Below are 23,791 nucleotides of genomic sequence, written 5' to 3'. Positions count from 1 at the left end.
GGTAGCCGGTGCATGCTCGCAGCTGAAGCGTTTCACCCGGCTCTAAACCCGCCCAGCAATGTGAGGTGCAGTACCCATGGACCGTCTGCTCGATTCACTTTTCCCCAGTGCCGAAAACATCCCGGAAACCTGGCGCCTGGGGGCTCCCCTGGAACAACGCGAATACCTGGTGAACGGCGAGCTCAGGCGCTGGGACGGCCCCCTGGCCACGGTGCGCAGCCCGGTGTGGCTCAAGCAAGGCAGCGAAGAGCAGCAAGTGGTGCTGGGCAGCGCTCCGCTGCTCGATGCCGACACCGCGCTCACCGCCCTCGATGCCGCCGTGCAGGCCTATGACAAAGGCCGTGGTGCCTGGCCAACCCTGCGCGTGGCCGAGCGCATCCAGCATGTGGAAAGTTTCCTGGCGCGCATGCGTGAGCAGCGCCAGGCAGTGGTCAAGCTGCTGATGTGGGAGATCGGCAAGAACCTCAAGGACTCGGAAAAGGAGTTCGACCGTACCTGCGACTACATCGTCGACACCATCAACGCGCTCAAGGACCTCGACCGCCGCTCCAGTCGCTTCGAGCTGGAACAGGGCACGCTCGGGCAGATCCGCCGCGCGCCGCTGGGCGTGGCCCTGTGCATGGGGCCTTACAACTACCCGCTCAACGAAACCTTCACCACCTTGATCCCGGCGCTGATCATGGGCAACACCGTGGTGTTCAAACCGGCCAAGTTCGGTGTGCTGCTGATCCGCCCGCTGCTCGAAGCGTTCCGCGACAGCTTCCCGCCAGGCGTGATCAACGTCATCTATGGCCGGGGCCGGGAGACGGTCAGCGCGCTGATGGCCAGCGGCAAGGTCGATGTGTTCGCCTTCATTGGCACGCACAAGGCCGCCAGCGACCTGAAGAAACTCCACCCACGCCCACACCGTCTGCGCGCTGCGCTGGGGCTGGATGCCAAGAACCCCGGCATCGTCCTGCCCCAGGTCGACCTGGACAACGCCGTCGAGGAAGCCGTCACCGGTGCGCTGTCGTTCAATGGCCAGCGCTGCACGGCGCTGAAGATCCTGTTCGTCCACGAGGACGTGGTCGAGGCGTTCCTCGACAAATTCCAGCGCAAGCTGGCCGCACTGAAGCCCGGCATGCCCTGGGAGCCTGGCGTGGCGTTGACGCCGCTACCCGAACCCGGCAAGGTCGATTACCTCGATGGGCTGGTCGCCGATGCCAGGGCCAAGGGCGCACAGGTGCTCAACGAAGGTGGCGGGCACAGCCGCGGCTCGTTCTTCTACCCGGCCGTGCTGTACCCGGTAAAGCCGGACATGCGCGTATACCACGAGGAGCAGTTCGGCCCGCTGGTGCCGGTAGTGCCCTACCGCGACCTGCAGACGGTGATCGACTATGTCCTCGACTCCGACTACGGCCAGCAACTGAGCCTGTTCGGCAACGACCCGGCAACCATCGGCAGCCTGGTCGATACCTTCGCCAACCAGGTCGGGCGGATCAACATCAATGCGCAGTGCCAGCGCGGCCCTGACACCTACCCGTTCAACGGCCGCAAGAACAGCGCCGAAGGTACCCTGTCGGTGCATGACGCCCTGCGCGTGTTCTCGATTCGTACGCTGGTGGCAACACGCTTCCAGGCCGCCAACAAGGAACTCATCAGCGAGATCATCCGCAACCGTCAGTCCAGCTTCCTGACCACCGATTACATCTTCTGAACCGCGCTTATGGAAAATCGATCTATCAATACGGTCGATTTTCCCTCCGCGCAAACGACTCTAAGCAACAGGGCGCCCGCCGGCGCCCACTGCGAAGGAGAGTCGAACATGGCAGCCAGACCCATTCCTGAAGGCCAGCACAGCATCACCCCATACCTGGCCATCAACGATGCCGCCAAGGCCATCGAGTTCTACAAGAAGGCCTTCGGTGCCGTCGAGATGTTCCGCCTCGACGCCCCGGGTGGCCGCGTTGGCCACGCCGAACTGAAGATCGGTGACTCGTCACTGATGCTGGGCGACCCCTGCGACATGGAAGGCGGCCTCACCGCCAGCCAGAAGCTCGGCGGCGCAGGCGTCGGCCTGCACCTGTATGTCGAGGACAGCGACAAGGTCTACGCCCAGGCCCTGGCGGCCGGCGCCACCCAGCTGAACGCAGTGACGGACCAGTTCTACGGCGACCGCAGCGGCACCCTGAAGGACCCGTTCGGCAATATCTGGTTCGTGTCCACCCACAAGGAGGACCTGACCCCGGACGAAATTCGCGCCCGCGCCGCGAAGCTGTTCGGCGGCAACTGAGCGGCAGGTTGAAAGCGGCGCGACTTTGCCTGAAGCTTGGCGCTCGTAGCCTGGAGCCGCTTCATGCGAATCATCGACAAAACCGCCGCACAGGTGCGCAGCCTGACCCCCGCGGAAGAGGAGCTGCTGGTCGGCTTTGCCAGCGGCACCCTCGCCGGCCCGCGCCTGCTGCAAGCCAACCAGATGCTGATGAAAGTGCGCAGCGCCAACCAGTGGTTGGCCTGCGACTGCCGCAGCGATGCCTTGCCGGTGCTCAATGTCACCCTCAATGGCAACACGGGCACACTGTTTCTCAAAAACAACCCGGGTACAGCCGAGCACGCGCCCGGCTGCCCGTTCACCAAGGACGAGCGGGAAGCTGCCGAGCGCGAAAGCCAGCCCACGCCGCCTGCGGCCTGGCTGCCTCCGGACACGCCCCTGCGCCTGATCGGCGACTTCCGCAGCGGCAGCGCCCCAGGTGCCAGCGGCGACAACCACGAGCGGCGCGAACAGCAGCGCTTGCTGGCGCTGTTACTGACCTGGATCGAAACCAGCGGCCTCAACCTGTATGCCACTCACCTGAAAAAGGACCTGACCGGGCAGTTTGCCGAATTGCGCAGCGTGGCCAGCCGCTACCCGCTGCTGGAGCGGGTGCCGGCCAGCAACTACCTGGAAACCCGCCTGGACATGAAGCACATGATGATGCTCAAGGCTCGCCTGCGCGAAGCCACGGTGTTCGGCAACCATCGCCGCCACGGCTTGCTGCTGGACTGCGTGGACCAAGTCAAGGGGCGCAAGCTGTTCAATAACGGCAATGCCGAAGGCTTCGACTTCCAGGGGCACCACCTGTACTGGGGCGGCAGCCGTACCGCTGGGCCGTTGCTGGCCCTCGCGCTGTACTCGCCAACCAGCGCTGGCAGCCATTTCTATGAACTGATCCATGTAGCCAGCGTACCGGTACTTTCGCGCGCACACCTGTTCCCGGTCTATCGCGCTGAAGAGCGCGAACCGCTCAAGGCCCTGGTGTCACTGATCGACTGGATGGCCAGCAAGGGCGTGAAAGTGCAGATGCGCCGCCCGGTGGTCGGCGGCGAAGTGATGGATGAACTGGTGCTGACCTCGGACCAGGACCGGGTGCTGTCGGTATCGCTGCTGGAGCAGCCGATCGGGCCCGAGCCGGATACCGACAACTTCAAGCGCTACGCTGACTTCAAGAGCCCGGAAACCTTCCGCAAATACGTTGCGGGGTTCTTCATGCGCGAGCGTTGAACGACATTTTCCGTCAACTATGGAACCTCCTGCGGGCCTTGACGCGGTGGATGGCACCGGCCTTGCCGTTGATCGCGGCCGAAGCCGCTCCTACCGGTGCAGCGTCAAGTCAAAGCCGTGGGTAGGAGCGGATTTACTCGCGAAACAGGCGACGCGGTGGAGGCCCCGGCGTTTACCTGGTCAGCCGAGAAACAGCTGGTACGCCGGGTTGTCGGTCTCGTCCCAATAGCGGTACCCCATCTCATCCAGCGCCAGCGGCAGGCCTGCCAATTCATCACTCGGCACTTCCAGCGCGGCGAACACCCGTGCCTCCGCCGCCCCATGGTTGCGGTAATGGAACAGGCTGATGTTCCACTGCTTGCCCAATCGTTCGAGGAAGCCCAGCAAGGCCCCCGGGCGCTCCGGGAACTCGAAGCGCAGCACCCGCTCGTCAGCCCCCGGTGCGGCGTGGCCGCCGACCGTATGGCGCACATGCAGCTTGGCCAGTTCGTTGTCGGTCAGGTCCAGTACGCTGTAGCCCTGCTCGCGCAAACTGGCCAGCAATTGTTCGCGCGGGTCGTGCAGCGGGTGGGTCTGCACGCCAACGAACAGGCGCGCCTCCTTGCCAGGATAGTAGCGGTAGTTGAACTCAGTGATCTGCCGCTTGCCCAGCGCCTGGCAAAAGGCACGGAAGCTGCCCGGCTGCTCCGGGATGGTAACGGCAATGATCGCCTCGCGCTGCTCGCCCAGCTCGGCGCGCTCGGCGACGTGGCGCAGACGGTCGAAGTTGACGTTGGCGCCGGAATCGATCGCCACCAGGGTCTGCCCCTGCACGCCATGGCGCGCCACGTACTTCTTGATTCCGGCCACAGCCAGGGCTCCGGATGGTTCGGTGATGGAACGGGTGTCGTCGTAGATGTCCTTGATCGCCGCGCACAGCTCATCGCTGCTCACGGTCAGTACTTCATCGACGAAATGCCGGCACAGCTCGAAGCAATGGGCGCCCACCTGCGCCACCGCCACACCATCGGCGAAGGTGCCGACCTGCGGCAGGACCACCCGTTCGCCAGCGGCCATGGCGGCCTGCAGGCAGTTGGAATCTTCCGGCTCGACGCCAATCACCTGCACTTCCGGGCGCAGGTACTTCACATACGCGGCAATGCCAGCGATCAGCCCGCCACCGCCAACCGGGACGAAGATCGCGTCCAGCGCACCCGGGTGCTGGCGGAGGATTTCCATGGCCACGGTGCCTTGCCCGGCAATCACATCCGGGTCGTCGAACGGTGGCACGAAGGTGGCGCCCTCGTTGTCAGCCAGTTTCAGCGCGTGGGCCAGGGCATGCGGGAAGCTCTCGCCGTGCAGCACCACATGCCCACCGCGCGAACGCACGCCTTCCACCTTGAGTGACGGTGTGGTGGTGGGCATGACGATGGTGGCCTTCAGGCCCAGGCGCGCGGCCGCCAGGGCTACGCCCTGAGCATGGTTGCCCGCCGACGCGGTGATCACCCCGCGTTCGCGCTGTACTGGGCTCAGACGCGAAAGACGCGTGTAGGCACCGCGGATCTTGAACGAGAAGGTCGGTTGCAGGTCTTCACGCTTGAGCAGCACCTGGTTGCCAAGGCTCGCCGACAACGCAGGGGCGGCCTGCAAAGGCGTCTCGATGGCCAGGTCGTACACGGGCGCGGACAGGATACGGCGCACCTGCTCCGACAGCAATTGCTGCACGCTGGACGAGGTACGAGGGCTGTTGAGGCTGGTCATCGATGGCAACTCCTTGGCTTTTATTCACGTTGCCCAGGAGTCAGAGAGAAGAAACCCGCCTCCAGGGCGGGTTCGGTGCACGTACGCGCTAGCCCGCCAAGCTGATAATGGCGGTAATAATAATGGCGTGGGCGTGCGGGAAAGTTCTCATGGGGTAGGAACTTAGCTGCTAGTGCGGCTTGAAGTCAACACTTCGCCTGCTGCGCCGAAAGCGGCACATCGAATACCTTGTCGAACCCCCACTGGAAGACAAACGCATAAACGAAGAAGAACACGAACAACGCCAGGTTGGTCAGCAGCGCCGCCCACAGGCTGACATCCAGCCAGTAGGCTACCAGTGGCAGCAGAATCAGCACCAACCCGCCTTCGAAGCCCAGGGCGTGCAGCAGGCGGCGCAGGAAGGTGCGCTCACGTCGGCGCTGGCGCGCTTCCCAGCGCTCGAACACCCAGTTGTAGGCCATGTTCCAGCTCATCGCGATGGCCGACATCAGCACCGAGAGCACGGTTGACTGTGCCATGCCAGCGCCGAACGCCAGTTCCAGCGCGGGCGCCACGCAGGCGACGGCGATGGCTTCGTAGAGAATGGCCTGGACGATCTTGCGTGCCTTGCCTTGCATGTTCCTGCTCCCTGGGTAAACGACCTGTAAACTACAAGAAGTGGCTTGTAAGAAAAAGCCTGAAATTTGGACAACCCCGCATTCGGCTGCTTGTATCTATCCAGTACAAAGGCCGAATGTCGTACAACTTCGTCCAAGGACCCGAACGAGGATTAAAGACAATGGCTAACGCCTTTCCGCCGGTGGCCGGCACATGAGCCTGGCATTCATCGACTTTCTGACCTACGTGCTGTTCGGCCTGAAGATCCTCGCGATCGTTCTGGCCTCGCTGATGTTTCTGCTCGGCCTGGATGACCTGTTCATCGACCTGTGTTTCTGGGGCCGCAAACTGATCCGGCGCTTTCGCATCTATGACAAATACGAAAAGGCCGATGAGAAGCGCCTGTTCGAAGTGCCGGAAAAACCCTTGGCCATCATGGTTCCGGCCTGGAATGAAGTGGGCGTGGTAGGAGAAATGGCGCGCCTTGCCGCCTCGACCATCGACTACGAGAATTACCAGATCTTCGTCGGCACCTACCCCAATGACCCGCAAACCCAGGCCGATGTCGACGCGGTGTGCCTGCACTACCCCAACGTCCACAAGGTGGTCTGCGCGCGCCCCGGCCCCACCAGCAAGGCTGACTGCCTGAACAACATCATCGACGCCCTGCTGCGCTTCCAGCAGGACGCCGGCATCGAGTTCGCCGGGTTCATCCTGCACGACGCCGAAGACGTGATCTCGCCCATGGAGCTGCGCCTGTTCAACTACCTGCTGCCGAACAAGGACATGATCCAGATCCCGGTGTACCCCTATGCACCGGAATGGAAAGGCTTCACCGCCGGCCACTATGTCGACGAGTTCGCCGAAAATCACGGCAAGGACGTGATCGTGCGCGAAGCCCTGACCGGTCAGGTACCGAGTGCCGGCGTGGGTACCTGTTTCAGCCGCCGCGCCATCGCCGCGCTGCTCGAGGATGGCGACGGCATCGCCTTCGACGTGCAGAGCCTCACCGAAGACTACGATATCGGCTTTCGCCTGAAGCAAAAGGGCATGAAGTGCATTTTCGCCCGCTATTCCATTACCGACCCGGCGCTGACCCTGAAGCAGGAATGGCGCCCAGGCATGAGCCGCGAATTCTCCCAGGTGATCTGCGTACGCGAGCATTTCCCGCGCGACTGGCAACATGCCATTCGGCAGAAGTCACGGTGGATCGTCGGCATTGTGTTCCAGGGCACCAGTAACCTTGGCTGGAGCCGCAAGGGCGCCCTCAACTACTTCCTCTGGCGTGACCGCCGCGGGCTGTTCGCCTACCTGCTGAGCTTCCTGGTCAACCTGTTGCTGCTGGTGCTGCTGGCCATGTGGCTGGTCACGGTGATTGCGCCAGAGTCATGGCGCTTCATGTCCATCCTCGATGACAGCCCGCTGTTGGCCGCCCTGCTGTGGCTGAACGGCCTGCTGCTGGTCAACCGCCTGTTCCAGCGCGCCTGGTTCGTCACCCGCTTCTATGGTATCGGCGAGGGCCTGCTGTCGGCGCCGCGGATGATGTGGAGCAACTTCGTCAACTTCTTCGCCAACCTGCGCGCCTTGCGCCAGGTGATGGAAATGGGCGACTCGCGGCGCGTGGCCTGGGACAAGACCACCCACGAATTTCCTGCCATTGCCGCGCCGGCCCGCACCCCGCTGGGCCAACGCCTGGTAGCCAAGGGCCTGATCAGCGACGAACAGCTGCAACAGGCGATCACCAGCCCGGTGCGCCGACGCCTGGGCCGCGAGCTGCTGCTGCGCGGCTGGCTGGACAGCGAACAGCTGGTAGCGACCCTGGCCGAACAACTCGACCTGCCCTGGGCACCGCTCAACCCGTTCAAGCTTGACCCACAACTGATCGCCAAACTGCCACGCAAGCTGGCGACCCACTATGGCGTGCTACCGGTGGACGAAGACGGCAAGACGCTCATCCTGGCCAGCGAAAGCCCGGTCAGCCAGGTGTCGCTGGGGGTCATAAGCCGCCAACTGAAACGCCCGGTCAGCGCCCGCCTGGCGCCACAGGGCCGGGTAACCCTGGGCCTGCGCTACCACTACCCCAGCCCCTGGCAGAAGCCGGAAACCCGCGAGATGCTGGCCGTGCTGGAACGCAACCAGGACGACGAAGCGCTGCTGGAACGGGTCAGCCAGCACCAGGTGATGCTGGGTGCCCTGCTGCAGGTGCGCGGCATGGTACCGGTCACCCTGTTCAACCAGGCGCTGATCGACTTCAACCCCGAACAGCAAAGCCTCGGCGAATACCTGATCACCCGCGGCATCATCACCGAGCAGGTGCTGCAACAGGCCCTGATCGAACAGGCCAGCGAACAGCAGGCCGCCTTTGACCTGACCCGGGAGGTGGCATGAAGCCGCGCTTTTCCCTCACTTTCACTGGCCTGTTGCTGTGCTCCACCGCCCTGCCCGCCGCTGCCTCGTCGTCGATGACCGACTTCCAGCGGTTCACCAGCTACCCGTTCATGGAGCGCAGCTACCGCGAGGCGAAGAAGGACAACTGGGCCGAGGTCGAGCGCCTGACCCGCCATGTGCTTGCTCGGGTACCGAACAATGACGAAGCCCGCTCGCTGTTGGTGGAGGCCCTGGCCCATCAACGCCGCTACCAGGAAGCCGAAGCGCTGGCCGAACAACTGGGCGCCAGCCCGGCGCATGCCGACGCCCTGCTTGAACTGCGCCTGACCTGGATCGAGCAGGACCCACCCCCGGCCAGCGAGGTGGAGCGCTGGCTCGCCAGCAGCGCGGGTGCCCAGCGTGTCCGTCTGTGGCAGGCCTATGGCTTGAGCCTGGCCAAGTCCGGCGGGGCCGCCCGGGCGCTGGACTGGCTCAATCATCTGCCGCCACAGGAAGATGGCCAGGTCCTGCGCCTGGCCAGGGCCAACTTCGCCGAACAGCTGCGTGACTGGAAGGAAACCATCGAACAGCTGCAGCCACTGGCCGCCCAGCGCCAACTGCCTGCCCAGGACTGGCAGCGCCTGGCCAATGCCTATGTCCAGCAGCTGGACGAAAACGGCTTGAACGCCTTGCTGCCCAGCGCCCCATCCCCGGAAGCCGCCAACCAGGCCCGCCTGGCCATGGCCAACCGGGCCATCGCCGTCGGCCAGAACCAACAGGCCCAGCGTTGGCTGCAAGCGCTGCCGGCCGAGCAGCTGGACCAGCCGCTGCAGCGCCAGCAGCTGTGGGAACTGGCTCGTCAAGGCCAGGACGCCGCGCTGGTGCAACGCCTGAGCAACGCACTGCAACGCCCTTGCCTGGAAACCGTCGACTGGCTGTCGCGCCGTGACCCGGCGCTGGCGCGCGAGCAGTTCAAGGGCTGCAATACCAGCACCGATCCAAGGGCCTACGCCGTGCTCAGGCAGCGTCTGTACGGCGACCCACCCCAGCCACCGCAACCACGCACAGCCGCCGAGTGGGAGAAGCGCTACCGGCAAAGCGGCGACCTGGCCGCACTGGAACAAGCCACCTTCCTGCTCACGCAGCAAGGCCAAACCGATCATGCCCGGCAACTGCTGGAGCAGGCCTACGACCGCCGCCAGGGCCGTCTCGCCCCGTCGCTGCTGCAGCGCCTGGGCAACCTTTATGCACGCAACGACGGGCCGTTGCAGCCCCAGCGCATGCTTGGCCTGGTTCCCCAGGTCGATGCCAAAACCCGCGCCCAGCTGCTCGGCCGCCTGGCCGAGGCCGGCCACTGCGACACCGTGCGCCAGGCCATACCGGCCACCCCCAGCGAGCCCGGCCAGTACCGTGCACTGGGCCGTTGCGCCATGCCCGACCAGCCCGGAGAAGCGGTCGTCTACTACCAGGCCGCCGAGCGCCTGGGTGACCGCGGCAGTCGCCTGCCGCTGGCCTATGCCCTCGAGGCCGCCGGCGATTCCGAGGCTGCGCTGGCCATCTGGCGCAGCTTGCCAGACAGTGCCTGGACCGAAAACGCCCGCCTCACCGCTGCCCGTGGCGCGCTGAACGCCGGCGACCCGCAGGCGGCGCGCCGCTATTGGGACGCCGCCGGGCACCATAGCGCCGACGATTGGGCGCTGGGTGCCGCGATCGCCCAACAGCAAGGCGATTATCAGGCCGCGCTGGGCTTGCAGCGCCAGGCCTTGGCGCATGACCCGCGCGCCGAGCATTACTACGCTGCCGCCAGCACCGCGCAACTGGCCGGCGACAGCGCGCAAAGCACTGCCTGGCTGGCCGAAGCCGTGCGCCTGGCCCCGGAGCAGCCGCGCTATCGCGCCGACTACGGCATGCGCCTGGCCGGCTCGGCCGACAAGGCCCAGCGCCGCCAGTCGATCCCGTTGCTGGAGCGTGCCACCCACGACTTCCCCGAGGACTACCGCCTGGGCGAGACGCTGGCCCTGCGCTACGACGAAGTCGAAGACAGCGCCGCCGCACGTCGCCAGCTGCGCCGGGTGCTGGATGTGGAGCAGGACCTGGTCGACGGCGGCGATGAATATGGCAGCCTGGAAGCGCGCAAGTATCGCCAGCGCCGGGCCCATGAAAGCCTGTCGCGGCGCGATACCATCACCCTCGCCAGCACCTGGTCGCCGGCGGGGACCTCGACCAACGACAAGTTCCTCGACGACGGCCAGCGCAATGGCACTTCACGCCGGGCGCAATCACAGAACGTGCAGCTGGCCATGTGGGACCATGCCCTGGGCGCAGAACCCAGCCGCAACGGCAGCACCCTGTCGCTGTATGGCCGGGTGCTGTTCGGCGGGCAAAGCCGGACCGACTACGCGCAAAGCATGGGCACCGGCGTCGGCCTGCGCTACAAGCCGCTCGGCCAGGCCAACCTCAACCTGTATGCCGAGCTGTACCACCAGCGGCAGATCGACGAAGCGCACAACAGCGGCCTGAGCCTGGGCCAGTTGCTGAGCCCGGCCAAGGTCGGCGGCAACTGGGGCGACCTGCGTCACCACGCCGAATCGAGCAATGACCTGTTATTGCGCGCTACCGCCTCGTTCCTCGACCAGGGCGCCTGGCGCAATGACTGGCGGGTCGATGAAGACCATTGGAACGAGCGTTTCCTCTACCTCGACGCCGCCTGGTGGACACGTGCTGGCGACCATGCCTGGCTGTCGCGCTACCAGCAGGGCCACGCCTGGAAGCTGCCGGGCAGTTCACCGCAAACCCTCATGCCGTACGGCTTCGTCGAGTTCTCCAGCCAGGACCCGAGCAATGACTGGCGCCAGGACACGCGGGCCGGGTTCGGCGTGCGCTGGCAATGGTGGTTCGACGACGACCGCTACAACGCCTATCGCGGTTCGCTGAAAGTGCGTGCCGAATACCAGCAGTCGCTGGGTGGCAATCTATACCAGCGCGCCAACGGCGTGCTGGTCGGTGCGGAGATGACGTTCTGATGCGTACGTTCCTGGCCCTCTGCCTGCTCGCCCTGTGCCTGCCGGCCAGCGCCGACCAGCGCCTGTTCTACCAGCCCCTCAACCGCGACGCCGGCGTCACCCCCGGCCAATGGCAACAGCTATGGCGGGCCACCGTGGCCCAGGGCGGCAAGACCCTGATCGTGCAATGGAGCGCCTATGGCGACAGCGATTTCGGCGGTGCCCACGGCTGGCTGGCCAACAGCCTGCGCAGCGCCCAGGCCGAAGGCTTGCAGCTGGTGCTCGGGCTGTACCTGGACCCGGCCTATTACCAGCGCCTCGACGAGCTGGATGGCGACGGCCTGAACAGCTACTGGAAGGCGCAGCTGGGGCGCTCGCTCAACCAGTACCGGCAACTGCGCCAGACCTGGCAATTGCCGGTGGCGGGCTGGTACCTGCCGATGGAGCTGGACGACCTGCATTTCCGTGACGCTGAGCGGCGCGATGCGCTATATGGCCAGTTGCAGGCGTTCAACCGCCAGCTCGACAAGCCGCTGCACATCAGTGCGTTCAGTGCGGGCAAACTGTCGCCTCGGGTCAATGGCGCATGGCTGGATCAACTGGCCGGCCTGGGCTTGAGCGTGTGGTGGCAGGATGGCACTGGCACCGAGCGCTTGCCCGCACTGGTGCGCCAAGGCTATGAGCAGGCCTTGCCGTGCCGGGTAGGCGTGGTGCGCGAGGCGTTCCGCCAGGTGAGCGCACCAGGGCAGGCGTTCCGCGCCGAGCCCGCCGAACCGCAGTTGGGCCGCGGCTGCCATGCCGAGGCGGTGTTCGACCTGCGTTACCGGCCCTGGGCCCGCGGTGTTCTGCCCGAAAACTGAGTCGCCAGGGCCGGCCTGGGGAGCCACGAATGTTCAAGACCATCGAAGCGCATGTACGCAAACAGGTCGCTCCGGCCGCCCTGCGCGCCGAGTTCCGCCAGCACGAATTCGAGTCCATGCGCCCGTTCTGCCTGCTGGTGTTCTGCGTCAGCATCCTGATCTGGCTGGTCTTCGACCTGATCGTCAGCTTCCTCGGCGGCCAGGACCTCACCTGGCTGTCCGGGCTGTTCATCGCCCTGCTCGGCTGCCTCACCCTGGTGCTGCGGTTCACCCGCCGCAGCCAACACTTCGATGTGCTCAACCTGTTGTTCATCAGCGTGATCACCCTGGGCATGCGCCTGGTGATCGAAGGCATCCCGGTGGCCCAGCGCCCGGTGTGGCTGGTACTCGGCGTGTCCACCGTGCTGTATGCCGTGTCGGTGCTACCGGTCCGGCGCTGGTCGTTCTTCTGCGCCATGCTCATCACCTGGGTGGTGCTCAACCCGTTCTATCACACCCGTATCGACGCGGGCGAGCTCGAAGGCGCCATGCTGCTCAGCTATGCGGTGTTCCTCAGCGGCCTGGTGATCTACAGCTACCTGCAGATGCGCAAGGCCAAGCTGCACAACTTCTACCTGTCCAAGGTGCTGCTGGAACAGGCCTATATCGATGCCCTGACCGAAATCCCCAACCGCCGCTCGTTCATGACCCAGGCCGACCGCCAACTGCGCACGACCACGTCCGAGCGCTACCTGGCGATGATCGACATCGACAACTTCAAGCGGGTGAATGACCGCTTCGGCCATGAGGTCGGCGATGAGGTGCTCAAGCGCGTGGCCACGCATATCAAGGCGAGCATGAGCGGTTTCGAGTATGCGCGGCTGGGCGGCGAGGAGTTCGCGATCTTTTTCCAGGGGCTGGGCCAGCAAGACGTCGAGCAACGGCTGGCAGGGTTGTGCCAACGGGTGCGCGAGGACACTGCCGAGCACCCGGTGACCGTCAGTATCGGCCTGGCCCGGGTCGACCAGGACGACAGCCTGACCACGGTGCTGGTCCGCGCCGACCAGGCGCTGTATGAAGCCAAGCACAGTGGCAAGGACCGCTTTGTGCTGTGGTCGGCCCGGCTGGCGAACAGCGAATAGCAGGCCAGGCGACGCCTCAAGCGGCAGGCAGGCGAATCCGGAACTGCGCCCCGCCCAGCGCCGACTGGGCCACGGTCAAGGTCCCGCCCTGCCCCTCGATCGCCCGCCGGCTGATCGCCAGCCCCAGGCCAAACCCGCCAGTATTGCGGTCGCGGCTACGGTCAAGCCGATAGAACGGCTGGAAGATCCGCTCACGCTCTTCTACCGGAATGCCTATGCCGTCATCCTCCACCGTCACCAGACAGCTGCCATCCTCTTCGCGGCGTAGACGCAGCAACAGGCTTTCATCGCAGTAACGCATGGCGTTGCGCACCAGGTTCTGCACTGCCCGTGCCGTCAGCCTCGGGTCGAGGACAAAACGTGGCAGATCACCTTCGGCCCGCACTTCCCACTTGATGCCGCGGCCATCGAGCTCCTCGGCAAAGCCGCCGAGTACGCTGTCGACCAGCTCCAGCAACGACACCTCGACCCGCTCGCGCGCCTGGTCGGCGTTGTACAGGCGGCTATAGGACAGCAACTCCAGCACCAGCTCATCCAGCTCGCGCACATGCCCCACCAGCTCCAGCAGACGTTTGCGGCTGGCCGGCGGGACTTCGTCGAACAGCAGCACCAGGCCGAAATCCAGCCGGGTCAGCGGCGTGCGCAACTCGTGCGATACCGCATTGAGCAGCTCGCGCTGCTGGTTGACGTGGCGTTCCAGGTCGCCAGCCATGGTGTCGAACACCCCGGCCAGCTCACCGATGTTGGAGTGCGGCGAGATGTGCGTGCGCTCGGCCATCTGTCCCTGGCCCAGGCGCCGGGCGGTTTCCTTCAAACGCTCCAGGTCGCGCCAATGCGGCCATACCCACAGCAGCAGGCAGCCGAGCATGACCGCACCGATCAGTACGGTCACCCCCCACGACAGCACGTTGATGTCCAGCGGGTCGGGGGGCGAGTGCAGGCGCACCAGCCACTCCTTGTCCAGCGGTGCCAGTACCGTTTCGTAGTAGCCCCACTCGGCGATGCGCACCACATGCAGGCCATGCTCCAGGCGCGCCTGCTCGGCCTCGCTCAAGCCGGCCTGGTCCATGCGCAGCAGCTGCAACTGCAGCGGCGCGAAATCCCTGGCCAGTTCCTGTTCCACCGCCGGCCACTGCTCGCGCGGGACCTGGCGGAACTGGCGCACGATCAGCGCCTGCACACCCTTGGCCTGGTCCAGGTTGTAGGCCATGAAGCGCTCCTGGAACAGCCCGACGATGGTGTCAGGAATGAGCAGCAGCGCGCCGGCATAGGCGACGATGATCACCAGGTACAGGCGCACCAGGATCTTGAGCATGGCCGATCAGCACTCCCACTCGACGCGGCTGAACAGGTAGCCCTTGCCCCATACGGTCTTGATCTTGCGCGCTTCGCCAGCGTTGTCGTCGAACTTGCGCCGCAGCTTGGAAATGGCCACGTCCACTGAACGGTCGGTGCCATTGAATTCGATGCCGCGCAACTGCTGCAGGATGCGGTCGCGGTTCATTACCTCGCCGGCATTGCGCGCCAGCACCACCAGCAGGTTGTACTCGCCGCTGGACAGTTCCACCTCCTCGCCGCGCCAGCTCACCGTGCGTTCGGCCAGGTCGATGCGCAGGCCGCCGATCAGGATCAGCTCGTTGTCCAGACGCGGTTCGTGGATGCTGCTGCGGCGCAGCAGGGTGCGCACGCGGGCCAGCAGCACGCGCGGCTCGCAGGGTTTGGTCACATAGTCGTCGGCGCCCATTTCCAGGCCCAGTACCTGGTCATGGCTGTCGTCGCGGGCGGTCAGCATCAGGATCGGCAGGCTCTGCGATTCCTGGCGCAACAGGCGGCACAGCTGCAGCCCATCGATGCCCGGCAGCATCAGGTCGAGGATGACCAGGTCGGGCTTTTGCCGACGGTACTCGTCCAGCACGTGGTCGCCACGGGCGATCACCTGGACATGGAAGTCGTTGCGTTGCAGGTAGCTGGCGATCAACTCGGACAGGGCGCTGTCGTCTTCGACCAGGAAAATGTTCGGCATAAGCGGCTGGGCATCCGGGTGTGGTAGACCTTACCGACCGGTTCGCGAAAAAAACCACGAACAGGCCGGTACAGACGTACGCAGAATATAGAACCCGAGGGCAACACAGGATTGTTCTTCACACTTTTTCACACTCGTCCTACAGGTATTAACAGCCACCCAGGCAGCGCCTGCCTTAGCATATGGGCGGTCATCATCGGAAGATCCGTATGTCTACTACCCTCCCCCAATGCCTGCGCCCCGTGGCGCTTCTGGCATTTCTGAGCCTGTCCCTGGCTGGCTGCGGCGACAGCGCCGAGCAAGATGAACAGGCCGCCACCCCGCAAGTACGGGTGGAAACCCTGCAGCTGCAGCCACTGGCCATCAGCAGCGAACTCAGCGGTCGCATCCTGGCGCCGCGCACCGCCGAAGTCCGCGCCCGGGTTGCCGGTGTGGTGCTCAAGCGGGTGTACCGCGAAGGCAGCGACGTCAAGCAGGGCGATGTGCTGTTCCTGATCGACCCGGCACCGTTCAAGGCCGACCATGATAGCGCCCGGGCCACCCTGGCCAAGGCCGAGGCCACGCTGTACCAGGCCCGCCTGCAAGAGCAGCGCTACCGCGAGCTGGTCGACGACAAGGCCGTCAGCCGCCAGGAATACGACAATGCCAAGGCCGCCTTCCTGCAGGCCGACGCCGCCGTCGCCGAAGCCCGCGCCGCCCTCGAGCGCGCGCGTCTGAACCTGGGCTACGCCACCGTGACCGCGCCGATTTCCGGCCGTATCGGCCGCGCCCTGGTCACGGAAGGTGCGCTGGTCGGGCAGAACGAGAGCACGCCGCTGGCGACCATCCAGCAGCTGGACCCGATCCACGCCGACGTCACCCAGTCGACCCGTGAGCTCAACGCCCTGCGCCGCGCCCTGCGGGCGGGCGAGTTGCAGCAGGTTGGCGAGGGCCAGGCCCGCGCCACGCTGATCCAGGATGATGGCAGCGCCTATCCGTTGCCCGGCAAGCTGCTGTTCTCCGATATCAGTGTCGACCCCAGCACCAACCAGATCACCCTGCGCAGCGAGTTCCCCAACCCGGACCTCGACCTGCTGCCCGGCAGCTACGTGCGCGTGCGCCTGGAACAGGCCGTGCAGCCCCAAGGCCTGAGCGTGCCGCAGCGCGCCATCCTGCGCGACAGCGCCGGCGTGCCCAAGGTGCTGGTGGTCGACCCACAGGCCCGGGTCAGCGAGCGCCAGGTGGTCCTGGGCAGCGCCCAGGGCGACCGCTGGATCGTCAGCGAAGGCCTGGCGCCCGGCGAGCGGGTGGTGGTCGAGGGCCTGCAACACGTCAAGGCCGGTGACCAGGTGCAGGTCGACAACGCATCCGGGGCACCGCCCATCGCACAGCACACTGGCCAGTGAGGGCCTGATTCATGCCGCAATTCTTCATCGACCGCCCGGTATTCGCCTGGGTGGTCGCACTGTTCATCCTGCTCGCCGGCGCGCTGGCCATCCCGCAGCTGCCGGTGGCCCAGTACCCCAATGTGGCTCCGCCGCAGGTGGAGATCTACGCCGTGTACCCGGGCGCCTCGGCGGCGACCATGGACGAAAGCGTGGTCAGCCTGATCGAGCAGGAGCTCAACGGCGCCGACAACCTGCTGTACTTCGAGTCGCAGAGCAGCCTGGGCAGCGCCACCATTACCGCCACGTTCGCCCCGGGCACCAACCCGGACCTGGCCCAGGTCGACGTGCAGAACCGCTTGAAGGTGGTCGAGTCGCGCCTGCCGCGCCCGGTCACCCAGCAGGGGCTGCAGGTGGAGAAGGTATCCACCGGCTTCCTGCTGCTGGCCACGCTCACCGCCGAGGACGGCAAGCTCGACGAAACCGCCTTGTCGGATATTCTCGCGCGCAACGTGATGGATGAGATCCGCCGCCTCAAGGGCGTCGGCAAGGCCCAGCTGTACGGCTCGGAGCGCGCCATGCGCATCTGGATCGACCCGCGCAAGCTGATCGGTTTCAACCTTACGCCCAACGACGTGGCCGCAGCCGTCGCGGCGCAGAACATCCAGGTTGCGCCTGGCAGCATCGGCGACCTGCCCGGCCGCAGCACCCAGGAAATCACCGCCAACGTGGTGGTCAAGGGCCAGTTGAGCACCCCCGAGGAATTCGCTGCCATTGTCCTGCGCGCCAACCCGGACGGTTCCAGCGTTACCATCGGTGATGTCGCCCGGGTCGAGATCGGCGCCCAGGAATACCAGTACGGCACCCGCCTGAACGGCAAGCCGGCCACCGCCTTCAGCGTGCAGCTGGCACCGGGTGCCAACGCCATGGAAACTGCCACGCTGGTGCGGGCGAAAATGCAGGACCTGGCGCGCTACTTCCCTGAAGGCGTCAAGTGGGACATCCCCTACGACACCTCGCCGTTCGTCAAGGTGTCCATCCAGCAGGTGATCAGCACCCTGTTCGAGGCCATGCTGCTGGTGTTCGCAGTGATGTTCCTGTTCCTGCAGAACCTGCGCTACACGCTGATCCCGACCCTGGTGGTGCCGGTGGCGCTGATGGGCACCTTTGCCGTGATGCTGGCCATGGGCTTCTCGGTCAACGTGCTGACCCTGTTCGGCATGGTGCTGGCCATTGGCATCCTGGTCGACGATGCCATCGTGGTAGTGGAAAACGTCGAGCGGATCATGGCCGAGGAAGGCCTGCCGCCGAAAGCGGCCACGCGCAAGGCCATGGGCCAGATCAGCGGCGCGATTGTCGGCATCACCCTGGTGCTGGTGGCGGTGTTCCTGCCCATGGCGTTCATGCCAGGCTCGGTGGGGGTGATCTACCAGCAGTTCTCGCTGTCGATGGCGGTGTCGATCCTGTTCTCGGCGTTTCTTGCCCTCAGCCTGACCCCGGCACTGTGCGCCACCTTGCTCAAGCCGGTGGCCAAGGGCGAGCAGCATGAGCGCAAAGGCTTCTTCGGCTGGTTCAACCGCCGCTTCGAGCGCATGAGCAACGGCTACCAGCGCTGGGTGATGCAGGCGCTCAAGCGCAGCGGCCGTTATCTGCTGGTGTACGCGGTGCTGCTGGCGGTGCTGGGCTTTGGTTTCAGCCAGCTGCCGACGGCGTTCCTGCCCACCGAGGACCAGGGCTACACCATCACCGACATCCAGCTGCCACCCGGCGCCAGCCGCATGCGCACCGAACAGGTGGCGGCCCAGATCGAGGCGCACAACAGCGAGGAGCCGGGCGTAGGCAACACCACGCTGATTCTGGGCTTCAGCTTCTCGGGTAGCGGGCAGAACGCGGCACTGGCCTTCACCACGCTCAAGGACTGGTCCGAACGCGGTGCCGACGACAGCGCCCAGTCGATTGCCGACCGTGCCACCCTGGCCTTCACCCAGCTCAAGGATGCCGTGGCGTTCTCCGTGCTGCCGCCACCGATCGACGGCCTCGGCGAGTCGACCGGTTTCGAGTTCCGCCTGCAGGATCGCGGCGGCATGGGCCACGCCGCGCTGATGGCGGCCCGTGACGAGCTGCTGGCCAACGCCGGCAAGAGCAAGGTGCTGGCCAACGTGCGCGAAGCCTCGCTGGCGGAAAGCCCACAGATCCAGCTGGAAATCGACCGCCGCCAGGCCAACGCCCTGGGCGTGTCGTTCGCCGATATCGGCACGGTGCTGGATGTGGCCGTTGGCTCCAGCTACGTCAACGACTTCCCCAACCAGGGCCGCATGCAGCGGGTGGTGGTGCAGGCCGAAGGCGACCAGCGCAGCCAGGTCGAAGACCTGCTGAAGATCCACGTGCGCAACGACAGCGGCAAGATGGTGCCGTTGGGTGCTTTCGTCCAGGCCAGGTGGGTCACTGGCCCGGTGCAACTGACCCGCTACAACGGCTATCCGGCGGTGTCGGTTTCCGGCGAACCGGCAGCCGGCTACAGCTCGGGCGAAGCCATGGCAGAGATCGAGCGCCTGGTGGCCCAGCTGCCGGCCGGTTCCGGCCTGGAGTGGACCGGCCTGTCGCTGCAGGAGCGGCTGTCCGGCAGCCAGGCACCACTGCTGATGGCGCTGTCGTTGCTGGTGGTGTTCCTGTGCCTGGCGGCGCTGTACGAAAGCTGGTCGATCCCGACCGCAGTGCTGCTGGTGGTGCCGCTTGGCGTACTCGGCGCGGTGCTGGCCGTAACCCTGCGCGGCATGCCCAACGACGTGTTCTTCAAGGTTGGCCTGATCACCCTGATCGGCTTGTCAGCGAAGAACGCCATCCTCATCATCGAGTTCGCCAAGCACCTGGTCGACCAGGGTGTCGATGCCGTCGACGCGGCCGTACAGGCCGCCCGCCTGCGCCTGCGGCCGATCGTGATGACCTCGCTGGCGTTCATCCTCGGCGTAGTGCCCCTGGCCATCGCCAGCGGCGCCAGTTCGGCGAGCCAGCAGGCGATCGGCACCGGGGTGATCGGCGGCATGCTCAGCGCCACCCTGGCGGTGGTGTTCGTGCCGGTGTTCTTCGTGGTGGTGATGCGCCTGGCGGGACGAGGTCGAACGCGTGACACCGACCTGGCCAGCGCCAACCGCGAAAGCTGACTGGACAAGCCTCACATGACATGGGAGGGTTCCCGGCAATGACTGCCCGGAACCCTTTTTCATGCCTGATGCACTGCCACCCTGCTCGATCCTCATTCTCGCCGGTGGACGCGGCCAACGCATGGGCGGCCGCGACAAAGGCCTGCTCGACTGGCACGGCGTACCGCTGGTGGCGCATGTGCAGCGCGTGGTAAGGCCGCTCAGCGATGACCTGGTGATTTCCTGCAACCGTAACCAGCAGGCGTATGCCATTTATGCAGACCAACTGGTGGGCGATGCCGAGGCAGACTTCCCCGGGCCGCTGGCCGGGGTGATAGCTGGGCTGAGGGTAGCCAGGCATGAGTGGGTGGTGCTGCTGGCCTGCGATGCGCCTTTGGTTGACCAGGCGCTGATCAATGCGCTGCGGGAGGCTGCAGTGTCCAGTTACGGTGCTGCGATGGTGCGTCAGGGGGGGTATTGGCAGCCGATGTTCAGTGTACTGCCGCGCCGGGTGCTGCCGGTGCTGGAGCAGGCCTGGGCGGCGGGTGAGCGGAGTTTGCAGAAGGCCTTGCTGCGGGAGGCGGTGCAAGGGCTTGAGTGTGCCGAGGATGATCGCAGGTTGAGCAACTTCAATAGCCCGGCGTTGCTACAAGGCTGAAACCTCTGCTGCCTTTGATGGCCTCTTCGCGGGCTCGCCCGCTCCCACAGACTTGCGCATTACTTGAGCTATACGCTGTACCTGTGGGAGCGGGCGAGCCCGCGAAAAGGGCCGGCACAGGCAATACATCAACTGGCCGTCAGCTCCTCGATACTGATCTCACGCATCCTGAACTTCTGCACCTTGCCGGTCACCGTCATCGGGAACTCGTCGACGAAGCGGAAGTACCTGGGCACCTTGAAATGGGCGATCCGTGCCTTCGCCCAGTCGCGCAGTTCATCGGCGTTCGCGGTATGCCCCGGATGCAGCCGCACCCAGGCGACGATCTCTTCGCCGTACTTGCTGCAGGGCACGCCGATCACCTGCACATCGGCCACCGCCGGGTGGGTGAAGAAGAACTCCTCCAGTTCACGCGGGTAGATGTTCTCCCCGCCACGAATGATCATGTCCTTGCTGCGCCCGACGATGCGCACGTAGCCCTGTTCGTCCATCAGCGCCAGGTCGCCGGTGTGCATCCAGCCGTCCTGGTCAATGCTTTCGGCGGTCGCTTCAGGGTTGTTCCAGTAGCCCAGCATCACACTGTAACCACGCGTGCACAGTTCACCGACCTCGCCGCGCGGCACGGTGTTGCCGGCGCCATCGACCACTTTGCTCTCCAGCCGCGGCTGGGTGCGCCCGACGCTGGTCACGCGACGCTCCAGGTCGTCGCTGGCGCCAGTCTGCAGCGATACCGGGCTGGTCTCGGTCATGCCATAGGCAATCTGCACCTCGGCCATGTGCATCTCGCTGATCACCCGGCGCATCACCTCGATCGGGCAGGTGGCGCCGGCCATGATCCCGGTGCGCAGGCTGGACAGGTCGAATTCGCCGCGCTGCGGGTGGTCCAGCTCGGCGATGAACATGGTCGGCACGCCATACAGCGCGGTGGCCCGTTCTTCCGCCACCGCGCGTAGCGTGGCCAGCGGGTCGAACGCGTCACTGGGGTAGATCAGGGTACTGCCGTGGGTCATGCAGCCGAGGTTGGCCATGACCATGCCGAAGCAGTGGTACAACGGTACCGGCACCACCAGCCGGTCATGCTCGGTCAGGCCCAGGCTTTCGCCAACCATGTAGCCGTTGTTGAGGATGTTGCTGTGGCTGAGCGTGGCACCTTTGGGGAAACCGGTGGTGCCCGAGGTGTACTGGATGTTGATCGGGTCATCGCAGTGCAGTTGTGCCTGGCGCCCGGCCAGGGCCTCGCGGCTGACGGCCGCGGCAAGGGCTTGCAGGTCATGCCAGGCGAGAAAGCCCGCCGGTGGCGCAGTGGCCAGGCTGATGACCCCACGCAGTTGCGCAAAGCGCTCGCAGGCCAGGGCACCCGGCTGAGCGCAGGCCAGGCCCGGCACCAGGCCTTGCAGCATGGCGTGGTAGTCGGAAGTCTTGAATGCGTCGGCACAGATCACCCAGCGGCAGCCGGACTGGCCGAGGGCATAGTCCAGTTCGCTGGAACGGTAGGCCGGGTTGATATTGACCAGTATCGCGCCGACCTTGGCGCTGGCGAACTGGGTGATGCACCATTCGGCGCAGTTGGGCGCCCAGATCCCCAGGCGCTCGCCGGGCTGCACGCCCAGGGCCATCAGTGCCCGGGCATGCTGGTCGACGGCCTCGGCCAGTTGCCGCCAGGTGTAGCGCAGGGCCTGGTGGCGCACCACCAGGGCTTCGCGATCGGGGTAGCGGGCAACGGTGCTGTCGAAAGCGTCGCCGATGCATTGGCTGAGCAGGGCCTTGGTCTGGTTGCCCTGGGAGTAGCTTGGCTGGGGCATGGGCGTTCTCTTGTTGTTCTTGTGTGGGTTGTACCGGCCCTGTCGCGGATAAATCCGCGCCTACAAGATCACCGTTGACCTGTAGGCGCGGACTTATCCGCGATGAAGCCAACACCTGGTCAGCGGATGAACACCTGCGGCGTAGTGGTCGACATGTCACCGCCCGGCAGCCTGATGTTCTTCACCTTCTCCAGCGTATCGGGGTTGAACACCGCCAGGTCATTGAAGGTACCGCCCAGGTACAGCTTGTCGCCCTTCTTGTCGAAGGTCACGCAGTAGTAGGTGTGCTCCAGATTGGCCGCCTTGATCAGCTTGCGCTGCTTGATGTCGTACTTGGCCAGGCGGTTGAGCACGCCGTAGATCTGGTTCGGGTCTTTCGGCGAACGCAGCCCGGTGAAGTACAGCTCGGTGAGGTCGGCGAACTCCTGGGTGTGGGTCTTGCCGGTCTTCAGGTCGACGCTCAGGTAGCCATACAGCAGGTCGGCAGTGGCCGGGTCCTGCTTGTCGTCCTTGAACCGGGCAATGGTGTACAGCATCGAGAACTCGTGGCGCGGGTTCTGGTGCGGCCAGAAGTACAGCACGTCCGGGGCGCTGTAGCCCTTGCGCTGCCAGTTGCGCAGGGGTAGCGCCACCGTGTACTTGCCCGTGTGCACATCCATCTTGTAGATGTCCGGCCCGGCAACATACAGGCTGCCGTCGTCCGCGGCGCGCATCAGGTACACCTGGCGCGGCATCGGGAAGCTGCGTACGGGCTTCGCCTGCAGGCCATCGGCAGTGCTGAACACCTCAAGCCGCGGTGGCTTGACCACATAGTGGTCGTTCAGTCGCTGGGTCGGGTTGACCGTGGCGTACACTTCCTTGCCATCGGGGCTGATGGCGAACGAGTACATCGACTTGCCCACTTCGCCCGCCACGCTGGACAGGCTGGCATGGAAGGTGTTCTTGCAGGTGTCCAGGTCGATGCCGTAGATGTCGCCGTAGTGGTTGTTGAGCACATAGGCGGTGCGGTTGTCCGGCGCCATCATCGCGGTGCCGGGGCCGAACCTGTCGGGCATGACGCAGCTCTTGAACACGCTGTCACTGGCCACATCGACCACATGCAGGTTGTTCGGGTAGTTGGTCACGATCATGTATTCGTGGCCAGCCTTCAGCGCCGGCCCGGTGTCGGCGGCCTGTACCAGCCCGGCGCATGCCGTGGCGGCGATGGTGAGCGCGAGTGACGCGCAGCGTCCAGCTTTCATGCGGTTTCCCCTTGTCGTTCTGGTTGGGCCGGTCACTTGTCTTTCGGGAACACGGTGCCGAGGTTGCGCCAGTCTTCGGCCGAGTTGCTCGCCTGGGCGTTCCAGTCCTGGTAGGTGCTCATCATGTCCGGCACCTGGGCCGGCCACCAGCAAGGGTCGGAGCAGCCATACAGGTCGGCCTCCATCGGCTGGCACAGCGAACTCACGCCGCCGAAGGCATCCACTTCCCAGCCCGGGTCGGTGGTGGCGGTGCAACCCGCCACTGCGCTCATGGCCATGACTTCTTCGACGCGGTCCTCGGCGGCGGCCTGCTGGAGAATCCGCGCCTTGTTGTTCAGGGGCTTCAAGTGCTTCAT

At 65.3% G+C, this 23,791-nt stretch carries 17 protein-coding genes; 10 read left to right on the top strand and 7 right to left on the bottom strand.

Features of this window, described 5'->3' with window-relative positions:
* Positions 1-76: 76 nt before the first annotated feature.
* From ACLEJP_RS02635 to ACLEJP_RS02625, 3 genes are all read left to right on the top strand, one after another.
* Positions 77-1,696: an NADP-dependent glyceraldehyde-3-phosphate dehydrogenase gene (locus ACLEJP_RS02635; protein WP_440804354.1), complete on the top strand. Its 1,620-nt coding sequence runs from the start codon at positions 77-79 to the stop codon at positions 1,694-1,696.
* Between the two features lie 108 nt (positions 1,697-1,804).
* On the top strand, positions 1,805-2,272 hold the full coding sequence (locus ACLEJP_RS02630; protein ID WP_440804352.1) for a VOC family protein: 468 nt from the start codon (positions 1,805-1,807) through the stop codon (positions 2,270-2,272).
* Positions 2,273-2,335: 63 nt separating this feature from the next.
* Positions 2,336-3,520: a hypothetical protein gene (locus ACLEJP_RS02625; RefSeq protein WP_440804350.1), complete on the top strand. Its 1,185-nt coding sequence runs from the start codon at positions 2,336-2,338 to the stop codon at positions 3,518-3,520.
* 180 nt (positions 3,521-3,700) lie between these two features.
* On the opposite strand, the gene ilvA is transcribed toward ACLEJP_RS02625, so the two are convergent.
* Together ilvA and ACLEJP_RS02615 are read right to left on the bottom strand one after the other, a co-directional pair.
* Positions 3,701-5,260 carry a threonine ammonia-lyase, biosynthetic gene (gene ilvA / locus ACLEJP_RS02620; protein WP_440804348.1) on the bottom strand — a complete coding sequence of 520 codons (1,560 nt, stop codon included), beginning with the start codon at positions 5,258-5,260 and terminating at the stop codon, positions 3,701-3,703.
* Positions 5,261-5,445: 185 nt separating this feature from the next.
* Complete coding sequence (locus ACLEJP_RS02615) at positions 5,446-5,877, bottom strand: PACE efflux transporter (protein ID WP_225777614.1); 432 nt, start codon at positions 5,875-5,877, stop codon at positions 5,446-5,448.
* A 193-nt stretch (positions 5,878-6,070) separates the two neighbouring features.
* On the opposite strand from ACLEJP_RS02615, the gene nfrB reads away from it, so the two are divergent.
* Genes nfrB through ACLEJP_RS02595 form a run of 4 tightly spaced genes read left to right on the top strand, consistent with a single transcriptional unit; the run spans position 6,071 to position 13,207 of the window.
* Positions 6,071-8,245 carry a cyclic di-3',5'-guanylate-activated glycosyltransferase NfrB gene (gene nfrB / locus ACLEJP_RS02610; RefSeq protein WP_440804345.1) on the top strand — a complete coding sequence of 725 codons (2,175 nt, stop codon included), beginning with the start codon at positions 6,071-6,073 and terminating at the stop codon, positions 8,243-8,245.
* The gene (locus ACLEJP_RS02605; protein WP_440804343.1) at positions 8,242-11,247 is read left to right on the top strand and encodes a phage receptor; all 3,006 of its coding nucleotides are present in this window, start codon (positions 8,242-8,244) and stop codon (positions 11,245-11,247) included. The genes nfrB and ACLEJP_RS02605 overlap by 4 nt, the downstream gene beginning before the upstream one ends.
* Complete coding sequence (locus tag ACLEJP_RS02600) at positions 11,247-12,086, top strand: DUF4434 family protein (protein WP_440804341.1); 840 nt, start codon at positions 11,247-11,249, stop codon at positions 12,084-12,086. Before ACLEJP_RS02605 ends, ACLEJP_RS02600 begins: the two co-directional genes overlap by 1 nt.
* A gap of 29 nt (positions 12,087-12,115) precedes the next feature.
* Complete coding sequence (locus tag ACLEJP_RS02595) at positions 12,116-13,207, top strand: diguanylate cyclase domain-containing protein (RefSeq protein ID WP_440804339.1); 1,092 nt, start codon at positions 12,116-12,118, stop codon at positions 13,205-13,207.
* Between the two features lie 16 nt (positions 13,208-13,223).
* Here ACLEJP_RS02595 and ACLEJP_RS02590 read toward each other — a convergent pair whose 3' ends face one another.
* Positions 13,224-14,522 carry an ATP-binding protein gene (locus ACLEJP_RS02590; protein ID WP_440804337.1) on the bottom strand — a complete coding sequence of 433 codons (1,299 nt, stop codon included), beginning with the start codon at positions 14,520-14,522 and terminating at the stop codon, positions 13,224-13,226.
* A gap of 6 nt (positions 14,523-14,528) precedes the next feature.
* Positions 14,529-15,230 (bottom strand): response regulator transcription factor, encoded by a 702-nt coding sequence (locus ACLEJP_RS02585; RefSeq protein WP_225777608.1) that lies wholly within the window; start codon positions 15,228-15,230, stop codon positions 14,529-14,531.
* A 209-nt stretch (positions 15,231-15,439) separates the two neighbouring features.
* Here ACLEJP_RS02585 and ACLEJP_RS02580 point away from each other — a divergent pair, with 209 nt between their 5' ends.
* The 3 genes from ACLEJP_RS02580 (at position 15,440) to mobA (ending at position 20,392) form a co-directional block, all read left to right on the top strand.
* Positions 15,440-16,615: an efflux RND transporter periplasmic adaptor subunit gene (locus ACLEJP_RS02580; protein ID WP_440804334.1), complete on the top strand. Its 1,176-nt coding sequence runs from the start codon at positions 15,440-15,442 to the stop codon at positions 16,613-16,615.
* An 11-nt stretch (positions 16,616-16,626) separates the two neighbouring features.
* The gene (locus tag ACLEJP_RS02575) at positions 16,627-19,755 is read left to right on the top strand and encodes a multidrug efflux RND transporter permease subunit (RefSeq protein ID WP_440804331.1); all 3,129 of its coding nucleotides are present in this window, start codon (positions 16,627-16,629) and stop codon (positions 19,753-19,755) included.
* A 61-nt stretch (positions 19,756-19,816) separates the two neighbouring features.
* A complete protein-coding gene (mobA, locus tag ACLEJP_RS02570) occupies positions 19,817-20,392 on the top strand; it encodes a molybdenum cofactor guanylyltransferase MobA (protein WP_440804329.1) in 576 nt (191 codons plus the stop codon).
* A 128-nt stretch (positions 20,393-20,520) separates the two neighbouring features.
* On the opposite strand, the gene ACLEJP_RS02565 is transcribed toward mobA, so the two are convergent.
* From ACLEJP_RS02565 to qhpC, 3 genes are all read right to left on the bottom strand, one after another.
* Complete coding sequence (locus tag ACLEJP_RS02565) at positions 20,521-22,194, bottom strand: fatty acid CoA ligase family protein (RefSeq protein ID WP_440804326.1); 1,674 nt, start codon at positions 22,192-22,194, stop codon at positions 20,521-20,523.
* 119 nt (positions 22,195-22,313) lie between these two features.
* Positions 22,314-23,435, bottom strand: a complete 1,122-nt coding sequence (gene peaD, locus ACLEJP_RS02560; protein ID WP_440804324.1) for a quinohemoprotein amine dehydrogenase subunit beta — start codon at positions 23,433-23,435, stop codon at positions 22,314-22,316.
* 32 nt (positions 23,436-23,467) lie between these two features.
* Complete coding sequence (gene qhpC, locus ACLEJP_RS02555; RefSeq protein ID WP_440804322.1) at positions 23,468-23,791, bottom strand: quinohemoprotein amine dehydrogenase subunit gamma; 324 nt, start codon at positions 23,789-23,791, stop codon at positions 23,468-23,470.

This window comes from Pseudomonas sp. SMV7 (assembly GCF_052041995.1).
GTDB lineage: Bacteria > Pseudomonadota > Gammaproteobacteria > Pseudomonadales > Pseudomonadaceae > Aquipseudomonas.
Note: the sequence above shows the minus strand (reverse complement) of the source record. Positions and strands in the feature narration are given on the sequence as shown.

Bases quoted from the DNA above. Each gene is read 5' to 3' on its own strand.
- mobA (WP_440804329.1), top strand. From the start codon at position 19,817: ATGCCTGATGCACTGCCACCCTGCTCGATCCTCATTCTCGCCGGTGGA.
- ACLEJP_RS02625 (WP_440804350.1), top strand. From the start codon at position 2,336: ATGCGAATCATCGACAAAACCGCCGCACAGGTGCGCAGCCTGACCCCC.
- ACLEJP_RS02630 (WP_440804352.1), top strand. From the start codon at position 1,805: ATGGCAGCCAGACCCATTCCTGAAGGCCAGCACAGCATCACCCCATAC.
- ACLEJP_RS02600 (WP_440804341.1), top strand. From the start codon at position 11,247: ATGCGTACGTTCCTGGCCCTCTGCCTGCTCGCCCTGTGCCTGCCGGCC.
- ACLEJP_RS02635 (WP_440804354.1), top strand. From the start codon at position 77: ATGGACCGTCTGCTCGATTCACTTTTCCCCAGTGCCGAAAACATCCCG.
- peaD (WP_440804324.1), bottom strand. From the start codon at position 23,435: ATGAAAGCTGGACGCTGCGCGTCACTCGCGCTCACCATCGCCGCCACG.
- nfrB (WP_440804345.1), top strand. From the start codon at position 6,071: ATGAGCCTGGCATTCATCGACTTTCTGACCTACGTGCTGTTCGGCCTG.
- ilvA (WP_440804348.1), bottom strand. From the start codon at position 5,260: ATGACCAGCCTCAACAGCCCTCGTACCTCGTCCAGCGTGCAGCAATTG.
- ACLEJP_RS02565 (WP_440804326.1), bottom strand. From the start codon at position 22,194: ATGCCCCAGCCAAGCTACTCCCAGGGCAACCAGACCAAGGCCCTGCTC.
- ACLEJP_RS02575 (WP_440804331.1), top strand. From the start codon at position 16,627: ATGCCGCAATTCTTCATCGACCGCCCGGTATTCGCCTGGGTGGTCGCA.
- ACLEJP_RS02580 (WP_440804334.1), top strand. From the start codon at position 15,440: ATGTCTACTACCCTCCCCCAATGCCTGCGCCCCGTGGCGCTTCTGGCA.
- ACLEJP_RS02585 (WP_225777608.1), bottom strand. From the start codon at position 15,230: ATGCCGAACATTTTCCTGGTCGAAGACGACAGCGCCCTGTCCGAGTTG.
- ACLEJP_RS02590 (WP_440804337.1), bottom strand. From the start codon at position 14,522: ATGCTCAAGATCCTGGTGCGCCTGTACCTGGTGATCATCGTCGCCTAT.
- qhpC (WP_440804322.1), bottom strand. From the start codon at position 23,791: ATGAAGCACTTGAAGCCCCTGAACAACAAGGCGCGGATTCTCCAGCAG.
- ACLEJP_RS02615 (WP_225777614.1), bottom strand. From the start codon at position 5,877: ATGCAAGGCAAGGCACGCAAGATCGTCCAGGCCATTCTCTACGAAGCC.
- ACLEJP_RS02595 (WP_440804339.1), top strand. From the start codon at position 12,116: ATGTTCAAGACCATCGAAGCGCATGTACGCAAACAGGTCGCTCCGGCC.
- ACLEJP_RS02605 (WP_440804343.1), top strand. From the start codon at position 8,242: ATGAAGCCGCGCTTTTCCCTCACTTTCACTGGCCTGTTGCTGTGCTCC.